Origin of the sequence: Streptomyces sp. TRM68367 (assembly GCF_014495685.1) — a bacterium.
Classification (GTDB): domain Bacteria; phylum Actinomycetota; class Actinomycetes; order Streptomycetales; family Streptomycetaceae; genus Streptomyces.
This window is the reverse complement of sequence record NZ_JACTVI010000145.1, coordinates 1-15,142: the sequence shown is the minus strand read 5'-3', so window position 1 is coordinate 15,142 and position 15,142 is coordinate 1. Positions and strand designations below refer to the sequence as shown.

21 protein-coding genes are annotated in these 15,142 nt (G+C 70.1%); 5 read left to right on the top strand and 16 right to left on the bottom strand.

Annotated features, from left to right (window positions below):
• Positions 1-82: 82 nt before the first annotated feature.
• Genes H8R17_RS41885 through H8R17_RS41875 form a run of 3 tightly spaced genes read right to left on the bottom strand, consistent with a single transcriptional unit; the run spans position 83 to position 1,802 of the window.
• Entirely contained in the window at positions 83-394 is a 312-nt protein-coding gene (locus tag H8R17_RS41885; protein ID WP_316959702.1) for a hypothetical protein, read from the bottom strand.
• The gene (locus H8R17_RS41880) at positions 391-777 is read right to left on the bottom strand and encodes a hypothetical protein (protein WP_187828435.1); all 387 of its coding nucleotides are present in this window, start codon (positions 775-777) and stop codon (positions 391-393) included. The genes H8R17_RS41885 and H8R17_RS41880 overlap by 4 nt, the downstream gene beginning before the upstream one ends.
• A complete protein-coding gene (locus H8R17_RS41875; RefSeq protein WP_187828434.1) occupies positions 774-1,802 on the bottom strand; it encodes an ATP-binding protein in 1,029 nt (342 codons plus the stop codon). The genes H8R17_RS41880 and H8R17_RS41875 overlap by 4 nt, the downstream gene beginning before the upstream one ends.
• Before the next feature lie 192 nt (positions 1,803-1,994).
• On the opposite strand from H8R17_RS41875, the gene H8R17_RS41870 reads away from it, so the two are divergent.
• Genes H8R17_RS41870 through H8R17_RS41860 form a run of 3 tightly spaced genes read left to right on the top strand, consistent with a single transcriptional unit; the run spans position 1,995 to position 5,925 of the window.
• Positions 1,995-3,056: a tyrosine-type recombinase/integrase gene (locus H8R17_RS41870; RefSeq protein ID WP_187828438.1), complete on the top strand. Its 1,062-nt coding sequence runs from the start codon at positions 1,995-1,997 to the stop codon at positions 3,054-3,056.
• On the top strand, positions 3,053-3,397 hold the full coding sequence (locus H8R17_RS41865) for a helix-turn-helix transcriptional regulator (protein ID WP_187828433.1): 345 nt from the start codon (positions 3,053-3,055) through the stop codon (positions 3,395-3,397). Before H8R17_RS41870 ends, H8R17_RS41865 begins: the two co-directional genes overlap by 4 nt.
• A gap of 5 nt (positions 3,398-3,402) precedes the next feature.
• Entirely contained in the window at positions 3,403-5,925 is a 2,523-nt protein-coding gene (locus H8R17_RS41860; protein WP_187828432.1) for a hypothetical protein, read from the top strand.
• A gap of 103 nt (positions 5,926-6,028) precedes the next feature.
• Here H8R17_RS41860 and H8R17_RS41855 read toward each other — a convergent pair whose 3' ends face one another.
• The 8 genes from H8R17_RS41855 to H8R17_RS41820 all read right to left on the bottom strand — a co-directional run bounded on the left by H8R17_RS41855 (position 6,029) and on the right by H8R17_RS41820 (position 11,707).
• Positions 6,029-6,292 (bottom strand): hypothetical protein, encoded by a 264-nt coding sequence (locus tag H8R17_RS41855; protein ID WP_187828431.1) that lies wholly within the window; start codon positions 6,290-6,292, stop codon positions 6,029-6,031.
• 94 nt (positions 6,293-6,386) lie between these two features.
• Positions 6,387-6,884: a hypothetical protein gene (locus tag H8R17_RS41850; protein WP_187828430.1), complete on the bottom strand. Its 498-nt coding sequence runs from the start codon at positions 6,882-6,884 to the stop codon at positions 6,387-6,389.
• 141 nt (positions 6,885-7,025) lie between these two features.
• Positions 7,026-7,253, bottom strand: coding sequence for a hypothetical protein (locus tag H8R17_RS41845; RefSeq protein WP_187828429.1), 228 nt, complete (start codon positions 7,251-7,253; stop codon positions 7,026-7,028).
• A gap of 18 nt (positions 7,254-7,271) precedes the next feature.
• A complete protein-coding gene (locus tag H8R17_RS41840) occupies positions 7,272-8,060 on the bottom strand; it encodes a hypothetical protein (protein ID WP_187828428.1) in 789 nt (262 codons plus the stop codon).
• 97 nt (positions 8,061-8,157) lie between these two features.
• Positions 8,158-8,550, bottom strand: a complete 393-nt coding sequence (locus H8R17_RS41835; RefSeq protein ID WP_187828427.1) for an RNase adapter RapZ — start codon at positions 8,548-8,550, stop codon at positions 8,158-8,160.
• A 17-nt stretch (positions 8,551-8,567) separates the two neighbouring features.
• On the bottom strand, positions 8,568-9,635 hold the full coding sequence (locus tag H8R17_RS41830) for a DUF6919 domain-containing protein (protein WP_187828426.1): 1,068 nt from the start codon (positions 9,633-9,635) through the stop codon (positions 8,568-8,570).
• Positions 9,636-9,968: 333 nt separating this feature from the next.
• Positions 9,969-11,177, bottom strand: coding sequence for a DUF4097 family beta strand repeat-containing protein (locus H8R17_RS41825; RefSeq protein WP_187828425.1), 1,209 nt, complete (start codon positions 11,175-11,177; stop codon positions 9,969-9,971).
• 50 nt (positions 11,178-11,227) lie between these two features.
• Positions 11,228-11,707 carry an RRQRL motif-containing zinc-binding protein gene (locus tag H8R17_RS41820; protein ID WP_316959700.1) on the bottom strand — a complete coding sequence of 160 codons (480 nt, stop codon included), beginning with the start codon at positions 11,705-11,707 and terminating at the stop codon, positions 11,228-11,230.
• 97 nt (positions 11,708-11,804) lie between these two features.
• On the opposite strand from H8R17_RS41820, the gene H8R17_RS41815 reads away from it, so the two are divergent.
• Positions 11,805-12,026 carry a hypothetical protein gene (locus H8R17_RS41815; RefSeq protein ID WP_187828423.1) on the top strand — a complete coding sequence of 74 codons (222 nt, stop codon included), beginning with the start codon at positions 11,805-11,807 and terminating at the stop codon, positions 12,024-12,026.
• 160 nt (positions 12,027-12,186) lie between these two features.
• Positions 12,187-12,540 carry a hypothetical protein gene (locus tag H8R17_RS46025; protein WP_223126086.1) on the top strand — a complete coding sequence of 118 codons (354 nt, stop codon included), beginning with the start codon at positions 12,187-12,189 and terminating at the stop codon, positions 12,538-12,540.
• A 182-nt stretch (positions 12,541-12,722) separates the two neighbouring features.
• Here H8R17_RS46025 and H8R17_RS41805 read toward each other — a convergent pair whose 3' ends face one another.
• The 5 genes from H8R17_RS41805 to H8R17_RS41785 form a co-directional block, all read right to left on the bottom strand.
• Entirely contained in the window at positions 12,723-13,121 is a 399-nt protein-coding gene (locus H8R17_RS41805) for a hypothetical protein (RefSeq protein WP_262505933.1), read from the bottom strand.
• A gap of 68 nt (positions 13,122-13,189) precedes the next feature.
• Positions 13,190-13,924, bottom strand: coding sequence for a hypothetical protein (locus H8R17_RS41800; protein ID WP_187828422.1), 735 nt, complete (start codon positions 13,922-13,924; stop codon positions 13,190-13,192).
• A gap of 20 nt (positions 13,925-13,944) precedes the next feature.
• On the bottom strand, positions 13,945-14,160 hold the full coding sequence (locus H8R17_RS41795) for a hypothetical protein (protein ID WP_187828421.1): 216 nt from the start codon (positions 14,158-14,160) through the stop codon (positions 13,945-13,947).
• A 135-nt stretch (positions 14,161-14,295) separates the two neighbouring features.
• Positions 14,296-14,583, bottom strand: a complete 288-nt coding sequence (locus H8R17_RS41790; RefSeq protein ID WP_187828420.1) for a hypothetical protein — start codon at positions 14,581-14,583, stop codon at positions 14,296-14,298.
• Complete coding sequence (locus H8R17_RS41785; protein WP_187828419.1) at positions 14,580-15,107, bottom strand: hypothetical protein; 528 nt, start codon at positions 15,105-15,107, stop codon at positions 14,580-14,582. Before H8R17_RS41785 ends, H8R17_RS41790 begins: the two co-directional genes overlap by 4 nt.
• Positions 15,108-15,142 lie beyond the last annotated feature (35 nt).

Below are 15,142 nucleotides of genomic sequence, written 5' to 3'. Positions count from 1 at the left end.
ACCCCGCCATCCACCAGGCCAACAGCAAGATCAACGCGCCCGCCGACACGCCCCAGGCGGCATAGAGGTTGACTCAGGAAACTCACGCGGCGCCTCCTTCCTGTGAGTCGTCGTGCGGGTCGGCGGGGCGGGCGGGGTGAGCGGTGAGCTGGTCGACCAGGGCCAGGAACTCGGTGCCGAGGTCCGGGTCGGCCAGGACCACGCGCAGGATCGAGGCGAGGCCGTCGCGTTCGATCCGGTTGAGGCGGTCCCACACGGTGTGGGCGTCGTGGTGAGCGCCCACGACCTGGAGGTAGGCGGCCTCGGTGGTGACCGTGCGTTTGGCACCGCACCGGCCGCAGCTGAAGGTCGCCTGGTCCCATCCCTGCTTTGCTGTGTTGTGAGTCGCGCTCACCTGTTACCTCCGTCCTGCGAGTCGGGGCGGGACGGGAGTTGGGAAAGCAGCAGCCGGAGGGTCTGTGCCATCACCACTGCGGGCTCGGTGAGATTGCCGCAGGACAGCCAGTGGGCGAGGTCGCGGTGCCCTGAGATGTCCGCGGTGTAGATCGCGGTCGGCGTGACCCCGTCGCCGCCGTCGATCCACGCCTGGAGGGTGATGCGGCACGTCTCCGGGTCGGGGTCGGCGCCGACGGACCGGCCCGCGCTGGCGTTCGTGAGGATCGCGGCCGGAGCACTGGGGCCCATGGTCGGCTCCCACGCCTCCCCGAGCCCCGCGCGCACGGCGGCGGCGAGGCGTTCGACCGGATCCAGGGTCGGTTCGATGGAGGGCGTGTTCACGGCCGTACCGCCTCCGCGTACTGCGCCTGCAGGTCGGCGCGGCCCTCGGGGTCGTCGCCCTGATCGGCTCCGGCCTCCCAGTCGGCGGTCTCGTGGTCGATCTCGCTCTCGTAGCCGCAGCCCTCGCAGACCAGGCCGTCGCCGATCTCATGCTGGCCCTCGTAGGCGCGCAGCAGGTCGGTGGCGCTGTAGGCGGGCAGCCAGGCCGGGCCGCCGCACCGCTCGTCTTCGTCGACGGCGTCGGTGGGGCAGGGCACCAGGATGTCGAAGCCGTAGTTGCCCTCGCCGTCGGCGTCGCGCCGGAAGGCCAGGGTGCGGTAGTCGCCGGCGACTTCCAGGACTACGACGCGGTCCTCGCCGGTGACGAGGCCCGAGCCGTCTTTCCAGGTGGCCAAGCGGGCGATCTCGGGGCCGAAGAAGCGGCGCAGGAGGCGTTCGTCGTTGTCCACGCCGTCGCCGCCGTCCAGGCCGAGCTCCCGCCTGCGTGCGTCGCTGACGCGGCGCAGCAGCACACCGAGCCGGTTCAGGCGCTGGAGGCTAGGGGCGAATTCGGCGTAGTCGAAGCCCTCGTGCCGCAGGCGGGCGGGGGAGGCGGTGGCAACCATCGCCTGGTGCTGGGCGCGGACGGTGTCCTCGGGAACGTGGCGGTCGCCGGTGCGTGCGGCGTTGCGCTCGAGGCACACGTCCAGCGGCGTGGGCACGATCACGGCGGCGGTGGGGACGCCGTAGCGGCGGGCCGTGGCCAGGAGCGTGGCCCGGTCGTCGGGGTTGGTGGAGGTGGCGTCGATGACGGAGGTCAGCCCGCGGCGTAGACGGGCCTCGAGGACGCGGAGGAGGGCGAAGACGGCGTCGCCGGTGGCGGACTGGTCGCCGGCCGAGTCCGAGACCAGGGCCCTGTAGTGGTCGAGGCCGAGGACCTGGGTGGGCTCCCAGGTGCTGGCCAGGGTGGACTTGCCCGAGCCGGCCGGGCCGATGAGGACGACGACGCAGGGGAACCCCGGGGAATTGCATTGGATGCATCCCATGCTGGGCGATTCGCCCCTGACCTGCGGTTCACAATAACAGCCCTCCGTGTTGTCCGTGATGGGCCCTGACCTGCCAAGATGACAAGCATCATTCATCTGTTGCATGATTCGGCCTCCTGATGCAAGGGGGTTGGTGTGGTTCGGCGCGACCAGGAGTCACCTGGATCGGCTCGGCTGGAGTTGGTCGACGGGGTGTTCCTGCTGCACGCGGAAGACGCCGTGCTGGACGGGATGCTCGTCGGGTGGGAGAAGCAGCAGCGCGGACGCCGCCTGGACCCCGAGACGATCGAGGAGCGTCGTCGGCTCGTACGGCGATTCGTCGACTTCAGCGGCGAGTACCCGTGGAACTGGACTGCCGCGCACATGGACGAGTGGTCGTTCTCGCTGATCGCGGAACAGGGACGGGCGAGGTCAACGATCCGCTCTTACCAGGGGGCGATCCGCCTGTTCTGCGACTTCATCACCTCGCCCCACTACGGGTGGGCTGAGGAGTGCATCAAGCGGTTCGGGACGCATCCCATCCAGATCTGCCACGAGTGGAACACTGCGGCTCACCTGGAGGATTACGAAGGCGACGTCGAACGCCGGCCGCTGACGAGGGAAGAGTGCCAGGCTCTCTTCGACTACGCAGATGACCAGGTCGAGAAGGCGATCCGCCTCGGCCGGAAGGGCGCCCTGACGGCCTACCGGGACGCCACCGTCTTCAAGACGATCTATGGCTGGGGCCTGCGGGCCCGCGAGGTGTCCCGCCTGGACCTCACCGATTTCTACCGCAACGCGAAGGCACCCGAGCTGGGCAAGTTCGGGATGATGAACGTCCGTTGGGGCAAGGCGACGAAGGGCTCGGGTCCTCGTCGCCGGATGGTGGCCAGCGTTATGCCCTGGGCGGTGGAGTCCCTGGAGGACTACCTCCTCAACATCCGTCCGCGGTTTCGGCATCACGCCGGCAGCAAGGCCGTGTGGCTGACCGAGCGGGGCGGCCGCCTCCAACCCCGGGAGATCGAGACGCGGTTCGCCGCCTACCGTGATGCCCTCGGCTTCGACAAAGAGCTGGTCCCTCATTGCCTTCGCCACAGCCACGTCACGCACCAGATCGAGGACGGCGTCGACCCGAAGTTCGTACAGGAACAGGTCGGCCACCGCTTCGCATCGACCACCGCCATCTACACCGGGGTCAGCACGGACTTCATGAACACGATGATGCGCAACGCCCTCGACCGGGCCTTCGCGGCCGAAGAACTGGAGACGGTATGACCGCCAAGCTGGACTACCAGTGGCACCTGCGGGAACTCATGGCCACCCGCGGCATGTTCTCCACCACCGACCTCCGGCCGCTGCTGGCCGAGCGGGGCATCAGTCTCTCCGCCAGCCAGGTCTTCCGGCTGGTCACCGAGAAGCCCGAGCGGCTGAGCATGAAGACGCTGATGGCCCTGCTGGACATCCTGGGCTGCCGGATGGACGAGCTCATCGAACCCGTTCGCGCCACCGGACAGCAACGCAAGGCCGCCTCCGGCGAGACAACTGCCACCGCGGCCGCCGAAGTCCCCGAGCCCGGCGTCGGCTCGTTCCGGCCCAAGCGCGCCCGCATCCTCTGACCGACGTGATATCCAGCGCCACCAGCGATGCCCCGCGGTTCCTGACGGAACCGCGGGCGGTGATCCTTGAAGTGCTCATCGCCACCGAGCCCGACCTGCCCCTCAATCTCCTTGAACACAGCGTCGACCAGATAGCCGACACCCGCGCCAAGCTCCGCCGGCTGGCCCAGGCACTGACGGCCGCGCCCGACCTCCTCACCACCGGGAGGCCCGAGGGGCCCCGGCTCATCGAACTGCTGATACGGGCTCTGCAGCCGCACGGCGCCTCCCGTCTGGTCCTGCCTCGGTGCGCCCGCTGCGGGAAGGACCACCCGCTGCGCCGGGTCGAGGGGAACAAGCGGTTCTGCGCTCACTGCGGTGACCCCCGGCGGGCTCTGAACCGCCTTCCCTGCGCCGTCTGCGGGAAGACGCTGCGGGTCGTCGCCTGGGACCAGGATGGCCGTCCTCGCTGCCAACAGCACCTGCCGGCCGAAGACGGAGCCGAGGCGATCATCGCCGTGCTGCAGACCCTGAACACCGGACTGGATGATCAGGAACTGGCCCGGGCGGTGGAGATATCAGCGCCTCAGCCCTTCCAGCGCCGCAAGGTCGCGGACGAACTCACCCGCCGCCCGGAACTGCTCTCAGGACAGGGAGCCTACGGATCAACCCGGGTGATCGCGCTCATCGAGACCCTGATCGAGAACGGCGCCCGCGGCATCGCCCTGCCGGCCTGTCCCTTCTGCCGTCGCACAGTCGCGTTGCGATTCCGGCGCAACGACGCACGGTGCTGCCGCCGCTGTTACGACGAAACGCTGCTCCTGCCCTGCTCACGCTGTCACCAGCCATCCGGCACCGCCGTCCGCACGCCCCAGGGCGAGCCACTCTGCTCGCGCTGCATGCGCCGTGATCCGGTCAACCACGAGACCTGCGCCGGATGCGGACGCCTGGCTCTGCTCACCCGCGGCGAGGACGGCGCCCTCTGCAAGCGATGCTGGCGGCCTCCTCTGGCGACGTGTTCGAGTTGCGGTGACTACAAACCCTGCCACCACGCCGACACCGACTCACCACGCTGTCCGACCTGCACCGCCCGCCTCAATAAGGAACCCTGCATCCGCTGCGGCACGATCCGTCACGTCTGGGTCCGCGCCGATGACGGGTCCGCTCTCTGCGAGACCTGCGCCCGACGCAAGGAACCCTGTCTGACCTGCGGCCATGTCCGTCGAGTCCATGGCCGGACACTCGACGGGCCACTCTGCAAGAGCTGTTACGCCAACGACCCCGTCTCCTTCTCCGACTGCGTCGAATGCGGCGTCGTCGAACGCCTCCACCACTACGGCCTCTGCGCGCAATGCGCCGCCACCCGCCAGCTGCGCGGTTCTCTTGCGGACCCCACTGGGAGCATGCGTCTGCACCTGGAGCCCGTCGTCTCCACCTTGACCCGCAGCGAGCCTTCCTCCCTGCTGCTCTGGCTGGGCCGACCAGGACCGCGGCGTCTGCTCTCCGACCTCGCCTCCGGATCCGGCCCCGTCACGCACGAAACCCTCGACAACATGCCGCCGTCGAAGGCAGTCCGTTTCCTGCGCGCCGCCTTGGTCGCCAACGGCGTACTTCCGGAACGAGACGAGTTCCTCATCCGCTTCGAGCAATGGCTCGAGGAGACCCTTCAAAGGATCGAAGTACCCGAAGAGCAACGCGACTTGCGGAACTTCTCGGTCTGGTTCCACATGCGCCGCCTGCGCCGGCGAGCCGCCTGGCGCCCGCTCAACCACAACCAGATCGTCACCGTCCAGAGCGACATCAAGGCAGCCATCCGGCTCCTCAGCTGGCTCCGTGAACAGGGCACATCCCTGTCCGCCTGCACCCAGCGGGACATCGACGAGTGGCTCGTCTCGAACGAGACCATCGCTCTCGGCGCCCGCAACTTCCTCGTCTGGAGCCTGGCCCGCGGCCACGCACACGGCGTCGTCATACCCACTCGCCGCAGCACACGCGGCCAGCAGTCGCTTCCGGAACCCGATCAACGATGGAGCCTGAGCCGCCGCCTCCTGCACGACACGGAACTTTCCACCGTCGACCGCGTCGCCGGGTGCCTGGTCCTGCTCTACGGCCAGCCTTGCACGCGCATCACGAACCTCACCACGGCCCAGGTCACGGACACAGGCAAGATGCTCCACCTCATCCTGGGAACACGTCCGGTCGAGATTCCCGAACCCCTGAGCACTCTGATCCGCGATCTCGTCCGCACCCGCAAGGGGTATGCAGCCGTCGGGCACACCGACGCCCACCCCTGGCTCTTCCCTGGCGGATTCCCCGGACGCCCGATGAGCCCTGAACACCTCAAAAAGCGCCTCAACCGACTCGGTATCCCAACCCGAGCCGGCCGGAACACCGCTCTCATGGAGCTGGCGGGGCAGCTTCCCGCCGTGGTCCTCAGCCGACTTCTCGGCCTCCACATCAACACCGCCACCCTGTGGTCCCAGGACGCAGGGAACACTCGTCCCGGCTACGCGGCAGAGGTCGCCCGCAGAGCACTCCGCAAGGACTGATAGCCGGGGTTACCAATATCGGGGAAGTCGAGGTCGAGGTGCTTCATGTGCGGGCTCCCTGCAGGAACGAGGCGCTGGGTGGGCGCGGGACGGTCGGCGGGGCTCACTTGGAGGCCGCGATGGCAGCCGCGACGGTTTCCACGGCGTGGTGGAAGGCCTGGTCCAGGGCGTAGTTGCCGCCCAGCGGGCCGCCCAGGGTGTAGAAGTTGCCCTTTCCGGTGGTGGACTGTCCCTCGTTCTCGTCGTGCTGGCCCTTGGTGACGGCCTGGTGGTCGGACTGGATCCAGTGGTCACCCAGATCCGCAGCCATGCGCAGCAGGGCGTACGCGGCGGCGAAACGGGTGGCTCGGGTGCTGTGATCGGTCATGCTGGAGGTGCTCCTCATCTCGATGTTCGGGCTGCGGGAGAACCGGGGGCGGCCGTGAGCGTTCTGGTCGGATGCGGCGGCCGCCCCCAGGCAGTTACTTCTGGGCGGGGGCGTGCGGGTCGGGGACGCTGGCGCAGTCGTCGTCGTGCTGGTGCGGGACGCGGCCGCCGGTGCGGCGCAGATCGGTGAGGATCTCCAGCAGGTCTTCCTCGTTCTCCAGCTGGAAGCAGATGTAGCCGGAGCCGCAGGCGCAGGGCGCGATCAGGGTGAGGACGTCGCGGGCGCCGTCGTCCTCGCTGATGTCGAGGGTGTCTTGCAGCCACAGGCCGCCCTCCAGCCAGGCGACCGCGCTCGCCTCCAACCGGTTGTCCTTCACCGCGACCTTGCCGCTCCAGTCGTCGTCGCCGTCCAGGACCTGGCCGATGGTGGCGCCGTACTGGTTGTAGACGTGGTGGGCGGCGGCGATCTCGGCGTCGTCGCGCTGCTCGGCCTCGGTGTAGGTGTCGAGTTCACTGACCATCGCGAACAGGCGGGCCAGCGGGGAGGCGTCGTCCAGCGCGGGAACGACGGCCGCTTCGAGGATGTCGGTCACAAGAATCTCCTTGGTGCGTCCGGGATCGGGCCGGCTGCCCGGTCCTCCGCACCGCCCCAGCCCCGCTGCGGTGGGGTTGGGGCGGCACGGGGAGCCGTCAGAACGTGAGGGTCACCTCGGTGATCCGAGGACGTGCCGGTCTCAGGCCGCAGGCGGGGTGACGGCCGTGGATCCCGGGTCGGCCACGCTCGCGTCCAGGTCCTCGTCGGCGGCGCTGCCGGACGCGAGGCGGACCCTGCGCTGGTACAGGCGCTCGTTGATGAGGTCGACGGCCTCGGTGTGCGTGACCTCGGCCATGCCGAACTCGGCAGCACGCTCCTGGATGACCTCGCCGCACCGCCTCAGCCCCGGTTGGGGGTGAGGCAGCACAGGGGGCCGTCAGACGGCTCAGGCGCACGCGAGGGCGGGGGCGTTCGTGTCGAGAGCGGTGCCGAGCAGAAGCGCGCGGATGCTCTTCTCGTAGTCGCCGCGGCAGATGCGGTCGTGCATCAGTTGGCCGGCGGTGAGGCACCAGGCGCGGAGGCTGATCGCGTCGACGGCGTCCTTGTCGGCGCCCATGGCGGTGACGGCCTGCTCGGCGGCAGCCCGGGAGAGCTTCTGCGCCACCTCCTTTGCCGCCTCCCGCCGGGAGTAGCGCGCCTTGAAGTGCACCCAGTCGCTCAGTGCGCGGGTGTCGTCCAAGCGCTCGGACCAGGCGTCGTACCGCCGGCGCGTGCCGTCCGGGTCAGCCGTCCACTCCTCGGCCCACTGCCGGGCGAGGTCGGGCAACTGACGGTCGATGAGGTCCATGACCTTCTTGCCGCGGTGGCCGAAGGCCCGCCAGATCTCGGTCTCCTCGACGACCTTCAGCTGGTGGCACAGCACCCAGTACGGGTAGTACTTGGTGTCCCAGTTGCCCGTCTGTCCGAGCGGTTCGACGACCCACAGCCGGACAGGCCACTCGACAGGCCACTCGACGCGACGGTCCAGGACCTCGCCGACGCCGCGCTGGGTGTAGGTACGGAAGTAGGAGAAGGGGCCTTCGTCGTACCAGGGGCGCCCCGGGGTGGGGTGGTCGACGGCCTGGCCGACGTGCTCAGTGAGGTTGATCGTCGTGAAGGGTGCGGTGGACGAGCTGGTGGGCGGGACAGTGCCGTCGGGCATCGTCACCATGTAGTGGATCGGCTGCTTGCTCAAGTTGGCCTCCGAGAGGGTCTGTGGTGCCGGGCCGGACTGTCCGGTCCTCCGCATCGCCCCAGCCCAGCGGGCCGGGTTGGGGTGGCACGGGGAGCCGTCAGGCTGCGGCGTGTTCGACGACGGGACGGTGCAGGTCGCGGTGGTGGAGGGCGACCCGGTGACCCCGGCGGCGCAGGCGCCGGGCCAGCAGGTAGGCCGTGACACCGGCGTGGTGCCTCTCGCCTGCACAGCCGACCGCGATGTGCAGCGGGTGCTGTCCGGCGCCGGGGCCGCGGGCGTACGCCTGGGCCTGGGCGACGGTGGCGGCGAGCAGCTGCTCGATGCCAGGGGTGCGCTTCACGGCCCGGATGACCTTGCGGTCGCGGGCGGTCAGGGTGCGCAGGCTCGGGTCGAGGTGCGGGTCGCGGAACCGACGCAGGTCGAGGGTGATGTGCGCGCCGACGGGGGCGGGCCCGTGCAGGTGCCCGAACGAGGTGATGCGGATGTCCATGGGAATGGTCTCCAGGCTCAGAACGGGCTGGTGGCCCACGGGTCGTCAGGGGCAGCCGCTTGGCGGCGCTTCGCCTGGATGCGTTCGGATGCGCGAAGCGGCGGCTCGCCCTCGCCGTCGCTCCAGGGGGTGTCGGCGAGCTTGCACAGGACGGTGCAGTAGTCGCCGGTGCCGGAGAACGGGGCGCGGCACAGCGTGCACTCGTTGGGGGAGTCGTCGGACTCCGTGGACCGGTGGACCGGCGGGTCGTCGGCGTCGGACCAGTCAGCTCGGTCGCATGCCTCGGAGCAGTAGTCGCCCGCGTGGTAGAAGGGGGCACCGCACAGGGCGCACTCCTTCTCTTCTGGCTCCTTCGACCAGTCGATGATCACGCTGGGGTCGATGCAGGCGGCGCAGCGCCCGTCGGCCTGGTCCAGGACGCCGGAGCAGCCGTCGCCGCAGACCTGCCAGTCGATGGCGGTGCAGCCGCACTCCCGGCACACAACCTTCGGGGCGGGGGACGGAGCGGCGGGCCGCGGCGCGGCGGCGAGCGTGTCCCACAGGAGGATGCTGGGGCCGAACTGCGGGTCGGCGAGGGTGATCTGGAGGGCGGGCGCGACAGCGCCCACGGCGTACGGGAGGCTCGGCCACATCGCCTTCAGGTCCGCCAGGCCGAGGGCCTGGCCGAAGACGACGTCGCGACCGTCGCCGGTGGTGACGGTGATGCCGGTGCCGGGCCCGTCGTACTCGAAGTCGAGCCAGTCGTTGAGGACGATCTCGAGCCCAGCCTTCTCGGCAGCGTCGACCAGGCGGCGGACGAGGGCCGGTTCGGAGACGAAGCCCTGCACCGCGGCGCGCTGCTGCACCGCGTGGTCGGTGAGGCCGGCCTGCGCGGCCGGGATGAGGAATCCCGCTCGGTTGGCGGTCGCGAGGACGGCGGTGTGCGCGGTGAGGGTGGGATGCGGGCGGTAGTTCGCGCGTTGATCAGGGAGCCTGCGCACGGTGCCCTCCCACCAGGCGGCGGTGAGCTGCCCGAGGTCGGTCAGGGTTCGGGCGGTCTTCCACCGTTTGCGGTCCGAGTGGCTCATCCAGGGCAGGTGCAGCACGGCTTCTCCTCACAGGAGTTGGGGCGGGTCAGGGGTGGCGCCTGATTCCGGTCGGCCACCACCGGCCCCGGGCGCGTGGCTCGGGGCCGACAGAAGCGGGCCGGGTCAGCGGATGAGGCCGACGGGGGCGTCGATCAGCGAGGCGAACAGGTCGCCCAGCCAGGACCGGTCGCGGCCGTGGCGGGCTCGCCGCGTGCGGCGGCTCACTTGGCGCACCTCGGGTCGTCCTTGACGACACGGGCACGCCCGGGCCGGGCGGTGCTGGCCGGTCGGCCACCGCCGGCCCCGGCGCGCCCTCACCTGGGCGGCCGGGACCGACCGAAGCGGGCCGGGTCAGATCTTGTGGACGCTGCCGTTGTGGGTGCTGGTGCGGACGTCCAGGTCCTGCCGTCCGCGTACGCCGCGCAGGGTGATCGAGCCGTTGTGGGTGCGGGCCACGATCGGGCCGGTGGCATGGGGGGTGGCGGCGAGGTTCAGGGTGCCGTTGTGGGTGGTCACGCGGGCGTCGCTGCCGTGGTAGCTGCCGATCGTGGTGTGGCCGTTGTGGGAGTCGATGTCGACCGACTCCTGGATGGCCTCGAAGGTGTAGTTGCCGTTGTGGCCGTCGATCCTCGCGCGGCCGACGACGCCGGCGCGGACGTGCCCGTTGTGGGTGTCCATGCGCAGGGCGGCCAGCGGGCCGTCGACCTCGAGGTGGGCGTTGTGCGAGTCCACCTTGACGCCGGACCCGGCCGGGAGGGTCACGAGGACCTCGATCGGGCTGGAGGCGACGCCGCCGGAGACGCCGCCGATGGTCATGTTGCCGTTCCCGTCGATCGTGACGCCGGTGACGGAGCCATAGACGACGCCGGCGCTCTGGTAGATCCGCGTGCCGCGGCCGGTGTTGATGATCTGGGTGACGCCGCCCACGCCCTCGATCTCCGGGACGCGGACGGTGAGCCGGTCGCCGTCGAGGGAGACGGTGCTGCGTCGCACGGCGTCCGCGGAGGGGCCGGTCTTGTCGTCGGTGCGCACCCTGGCGCTGGGGACCGTGACGGTCGGGTCGACGGTCACCTTGACCGTGCCGGATGGGCAGGTGACGTCGGCGAGGTACGGCCGCCCGGCGGGCGCCTCCTGCCGGTTCTGCTCGTCGGCGGGCTTGGTGGTCGCGACGCCGGTCTCGCTCTTGAGCAGGGTGACGAGCTCGGCCGCGGCCGCGGCGGGCATCGCGTGCTCGCGCACCAGCTGGGCGGCGGGGTCCTGGCCGGCGGTGATGGCGCGCTGGTAGGTGGCGCGGAAGCCCGGCAGCCGCTTGTTGAACATCGCCTGGATGAACTCCTGTGCCCACGACTCGCCCTGCGCGCCCTGCGCGAGCATCTGCGTGACGGCCCGCTGGAACTCCTCCTGCGCCTGGTCCTCGGGCATGGCGGACGCGATGGTGATGAACAGGTTGGTCGCCATGGCGGCTGTGGGCTCGCTGACGCCGTACTCGGTCATGAAGTCGCGGATGAGTTCGTCACGGTCGGCGTCGGTGAGGCTGGCGAGCTGGTCCTTGCTGAACACGGGTTCTCCCCCCAGTTGGGTGTGTTGGGTGTCGTCGTCGCGCAGAGCGGTCAGGCGGCCTTCGTGGAGGCCGGCGGGATGTAGGAGCCGGGGTCGGCGGGAGTGCCGTCGAAGCACTCCTCGCAGCTGCCGACCGTCCGTAGGCGGAGGCAGTGGAAGTAGCGGCGGCGGCACTTCGGGCAGGTCTGCCTCGCAGCCATCGCCTTGTCCAGCGCCCATTCCTGGGCCAGGGTCGGGGTCCGTTTCGGGACCGCCAGCTCGATGCGGTAGAACCAGGCCTTTCGCAGTCCGCCGCGCCACGTGAGTGCCGCGATGGGCTCCTGACGGCCGGGGCTCAGGCCCAGCGCGCGTAGCTGGCGGCGGGTCGCGAACCCGGTCTCCGGTACGGGCCCCTCACCCCGTACCGCTGCGAGCACGGCCGCAGCGTTGGGGGCCTGGAGGAAGCCGTACTCGGGGAAGGAGCCGTCGTCGTACAGGTCCACGTCGACCAGGTCGTCGCTCGCTTGCGGGTCGAAGTCGTCCGTACGCACGGGCTGCCTCCTTCGCCGGGTCATCGATCCGCCGTTGCGATACAAAGTAGCGATACAGAGGAGCGATACGCAAGTGTGTAGCGATACTCTGTTGCGCATGGATGTTGAGCAGGCACTGGATCAGGCCGCGCAGCGGTACAGAGAGACCGGGGAAGCCCACGACAGGGCACGAAAGGCAGCCGTCGCAGCTGTCGTTGCGGCGCTGAAGAGCGGGATGCGCCCCACGGACGTCACGAACCGATCGCCGTTCACTGCGGCGTACGTACGGCGTATCGCTCGAGAGAACGGCATCAACGCAGACCCCAAGTACCAGCGGTAGATAGGGCAGACGTGGACGACCCGAACGGAAGGACCGCGCTCTACCGGCTCTACGACGCCAAGGAGGTACTGCTCTACGTCGGCATCAGCCGACGCCCGCAGGCGCGCTGAAGCAGCATGAGGCCGACAAGACGTGGTGGCCGCAGGTCTCACGGGTGGAGATGACCTGGTACGACACCCGCGTGGAGGCCGGGGCTGCAGAACAGGCAGCCATCGCCGATGAGCATCCTCGGTACAACTCCCAACGGGACGAGCGGCGAGTCTCCCTCATATCGCAGCGATTCCCCCGCCAGAGCAGCACCATCACCGTGGAACCTCCCGATCCATCGGGTGACCCACGGGAGGAGATCCGTCGGGCGAAGACCGCCTACGACGAGGCTCGCAAGAAGCTGTTCGCCACCATCAAGGCGGCCCTGGCCGAAGGGATCGGCCCGTCGACCATCGCGCGGGACAGCGGCTTCACCCGCGAGTACATCACCAAGATCCGCGACGGCAAGGGGCCCAGGGACATCTGACGTCGCGTCAACTGGGAGGGAAGCCGTGGTCAACAGGCCGACAGCCGTCTAACGCTTAATCGCGGGGCGTCACGTACGAGGTGCGCCGCACGGAGATTCCGCGCGGCGCCCCGGTGTTTCTTGCGGGAAACTCCGTACGGTTCAGGCGCCGTGCCACACGGCCTCCGAACGGCAACGAGGGTTCAGGCCGTGGCGGCGGGCACGGCCAGGAGCAGCGTGTCGACCGGCATGGGGTCGCAGAAGCCTGAGCCTCGGTAGTCGGTGGTGAGCACGACGATCGGCCTCTCCTCTTCTTCGACTTGACAGCACACACCGCACTCACACTCCGGATCGAACGGCTGCGGGTGGGCGGTGTACTCCTCGAGGAAGTAGTCGCAGCCCCTCTCATCCACGACCGCGAGGATCACGTCACCGTCGGCCACGTCCCCGGCCAGGACAAGGCGGGCCGTCGCCGGGTCGGAGAGCAGCGGCGCGTGATCCTGGTCCTGCGGGTAGCGGGAGACGACCACCGGGTAAAGCTCCATGGTCTCCATCTGAACCTCCAAGAGGAACTGGTCGGGGTGATGTCGGACAGCACTCATATCTGGGTCCTGACTGTTCTCCGCCCGGTCCGCGCGCGGGGGCGCGGGCCGGACAGGCAGCGGTCAGGTCAGTTCGGGGACGGCGGCTGATGGGTGGGGTCGTACGGCTTGTACGAAGAGGGCTGGCGCGGCAGGTGGATCTCCGCGCGGACTTCGGGGGCGGGCGGAGCCTGGTTATGGACGTCGACGTGGACGAAGGCGGCCGGGGTGAGGCTGATGCCGCGCAGGGCCAGGAGGGACAGGGTCGTCCAGGCGAGGACGGCGATGCCGGCGGCGACCTGGCGGCCGGATTCGGGGGTGCCGATCCACACCATGGCGACGGTGGCCGCGCCCCACGCGGTCCAGGTGAGGCGGGCTCCGCCGTTGCGGAGGTAGCCGAGGATGAATGCGACGACGCCGACGGCCTGCCAGGTGCTGTAGGCGGTGGTGGCGCTGATCGGCAGTGTCTGGGTGTGGGTGGCGAGGTAGGAGCGGATCGGCTGGTCGATGGTGGCGAGCAGGCCGGTGTGGTCGTCGCCGGTCGGGGCGGACCAGGGAAGGGCGCGTGCCGCGTCGATCACGGTGGTCCCGATGCCGTACAGCGAGAAGAGCGCGGCCGCGGCGACGCCGATGATGATGACGGTCTTGATCCATCCGGCCATGAGCCGCCAGCCGTAGGTGGGGGCCATCTGGATGTCGTGGAGGCGGCGGCCGAGCCAGCCGTGTTCTGCGCTGACCTGATTCCACCAGCTGTAGGCCCGGGCCTGGGTGGTGGGCTCCTGCTTGTGGTCGGCGCGGGAGTGGGGGAACGGGGTGACGCTCATGGTGGTGTCGCCTCTCGTGGTCAGCGGGACGGGCTTGAGCCGGTGCTGGGGTCGGCGGGCGCGGTGTGCGCCGGCCGGGGCTGGTCGGTTTTGGGCGTGGCGTCGCTACTGTGGGTGCCGATGTAGAAGCCGCAGATCAGGCCGAGGATGAGGAAGACCTTGTGCCGGTTGGCCTTCCACCAGGTGGGCGGGGCGGGCTCGGTGAGGACACCTATGACGGCGGGCGCTTTCGCCAAAGCGACTGCTCTCCTTGTGAGTTGTCCACAGCGGTTGCTGCGGCGGGGACGGGGTGCTGGGGAGGCCGGTCGGCCTGTCCGGCCCCCGGAGCCGCCACGCGGGGCGGGGCGCCGGGAGCCGGGCGGGTCGGCGGGTCAGGTCGCCGGCGCGGGGGTGCGTGCGGCGGCGCAGTCGCGGCACAGGTACTGCCGGTTGGGGCTCAGCGCGTCGGTGAGGACGCTCGTGCCGATGGGGGTGAGGGCGTCGCAGCCGTCGCAGCGGGGGCCGAGCAGTTCGCGCAGCTGGTCCAGTTGCTGGGCGAGCTGGGCGCGTTCGCCGGGCAGCATGTCGCCGACGATGCGGCGGGCGTCCGGCAGGTCCTCGTTCATGACGGCGTACAGGGCGGCGGTCTCCGCGAAGGCGGTGACGGCAGGAGGGTTCATGCGCTGCTCCCGATGGCGATGGTCGCGACGGTGCCGACGGGCCAGCAGGGTCCGGCGCACGGGGTGCGGTCGGGCAGGTGGTGGGGGTGGAGGATCGGGGCGCCGCCGGCGGCGTGCATGCCGCGGTAGCGCCACACGATGCCGGGGCGGCGGCGGTCGTCGGCGGCGGGCAGGTAGTCGGCGGTCAGGTCCCAGGTGCGGCCGGTGGCCGGGTCGGTCCAGGTGCTGGGCAGGTCGGTGAACTGGCTGATGAGGCCGCTGCCGGGGTCGGTGTAGCGGGTGACCAGGGCGTCCAGGCTGGCGCGGATCCTGTCGGCGTTGGCGCGGATCCAGTCGGGGACCAGGTGCTCCTGGCCGCGGGGCGCGTAGTAGGCGGCGCTGTCGCGGGGGTCGGTCTCCAGCGCCTGGTCCAGGTGTGCCATGGCGGCGACCAGCTCGGTGACGACGGGTGCTTCGATGCGGGTGACCCGGGCGGCGTGCTGGCAGTAGCGGATCTCGGTGGGGTGGGCGGGGGCGGTGGTCAACGAGGGCTCCTTGCACGCAGGTTGGGGGGGGGGGG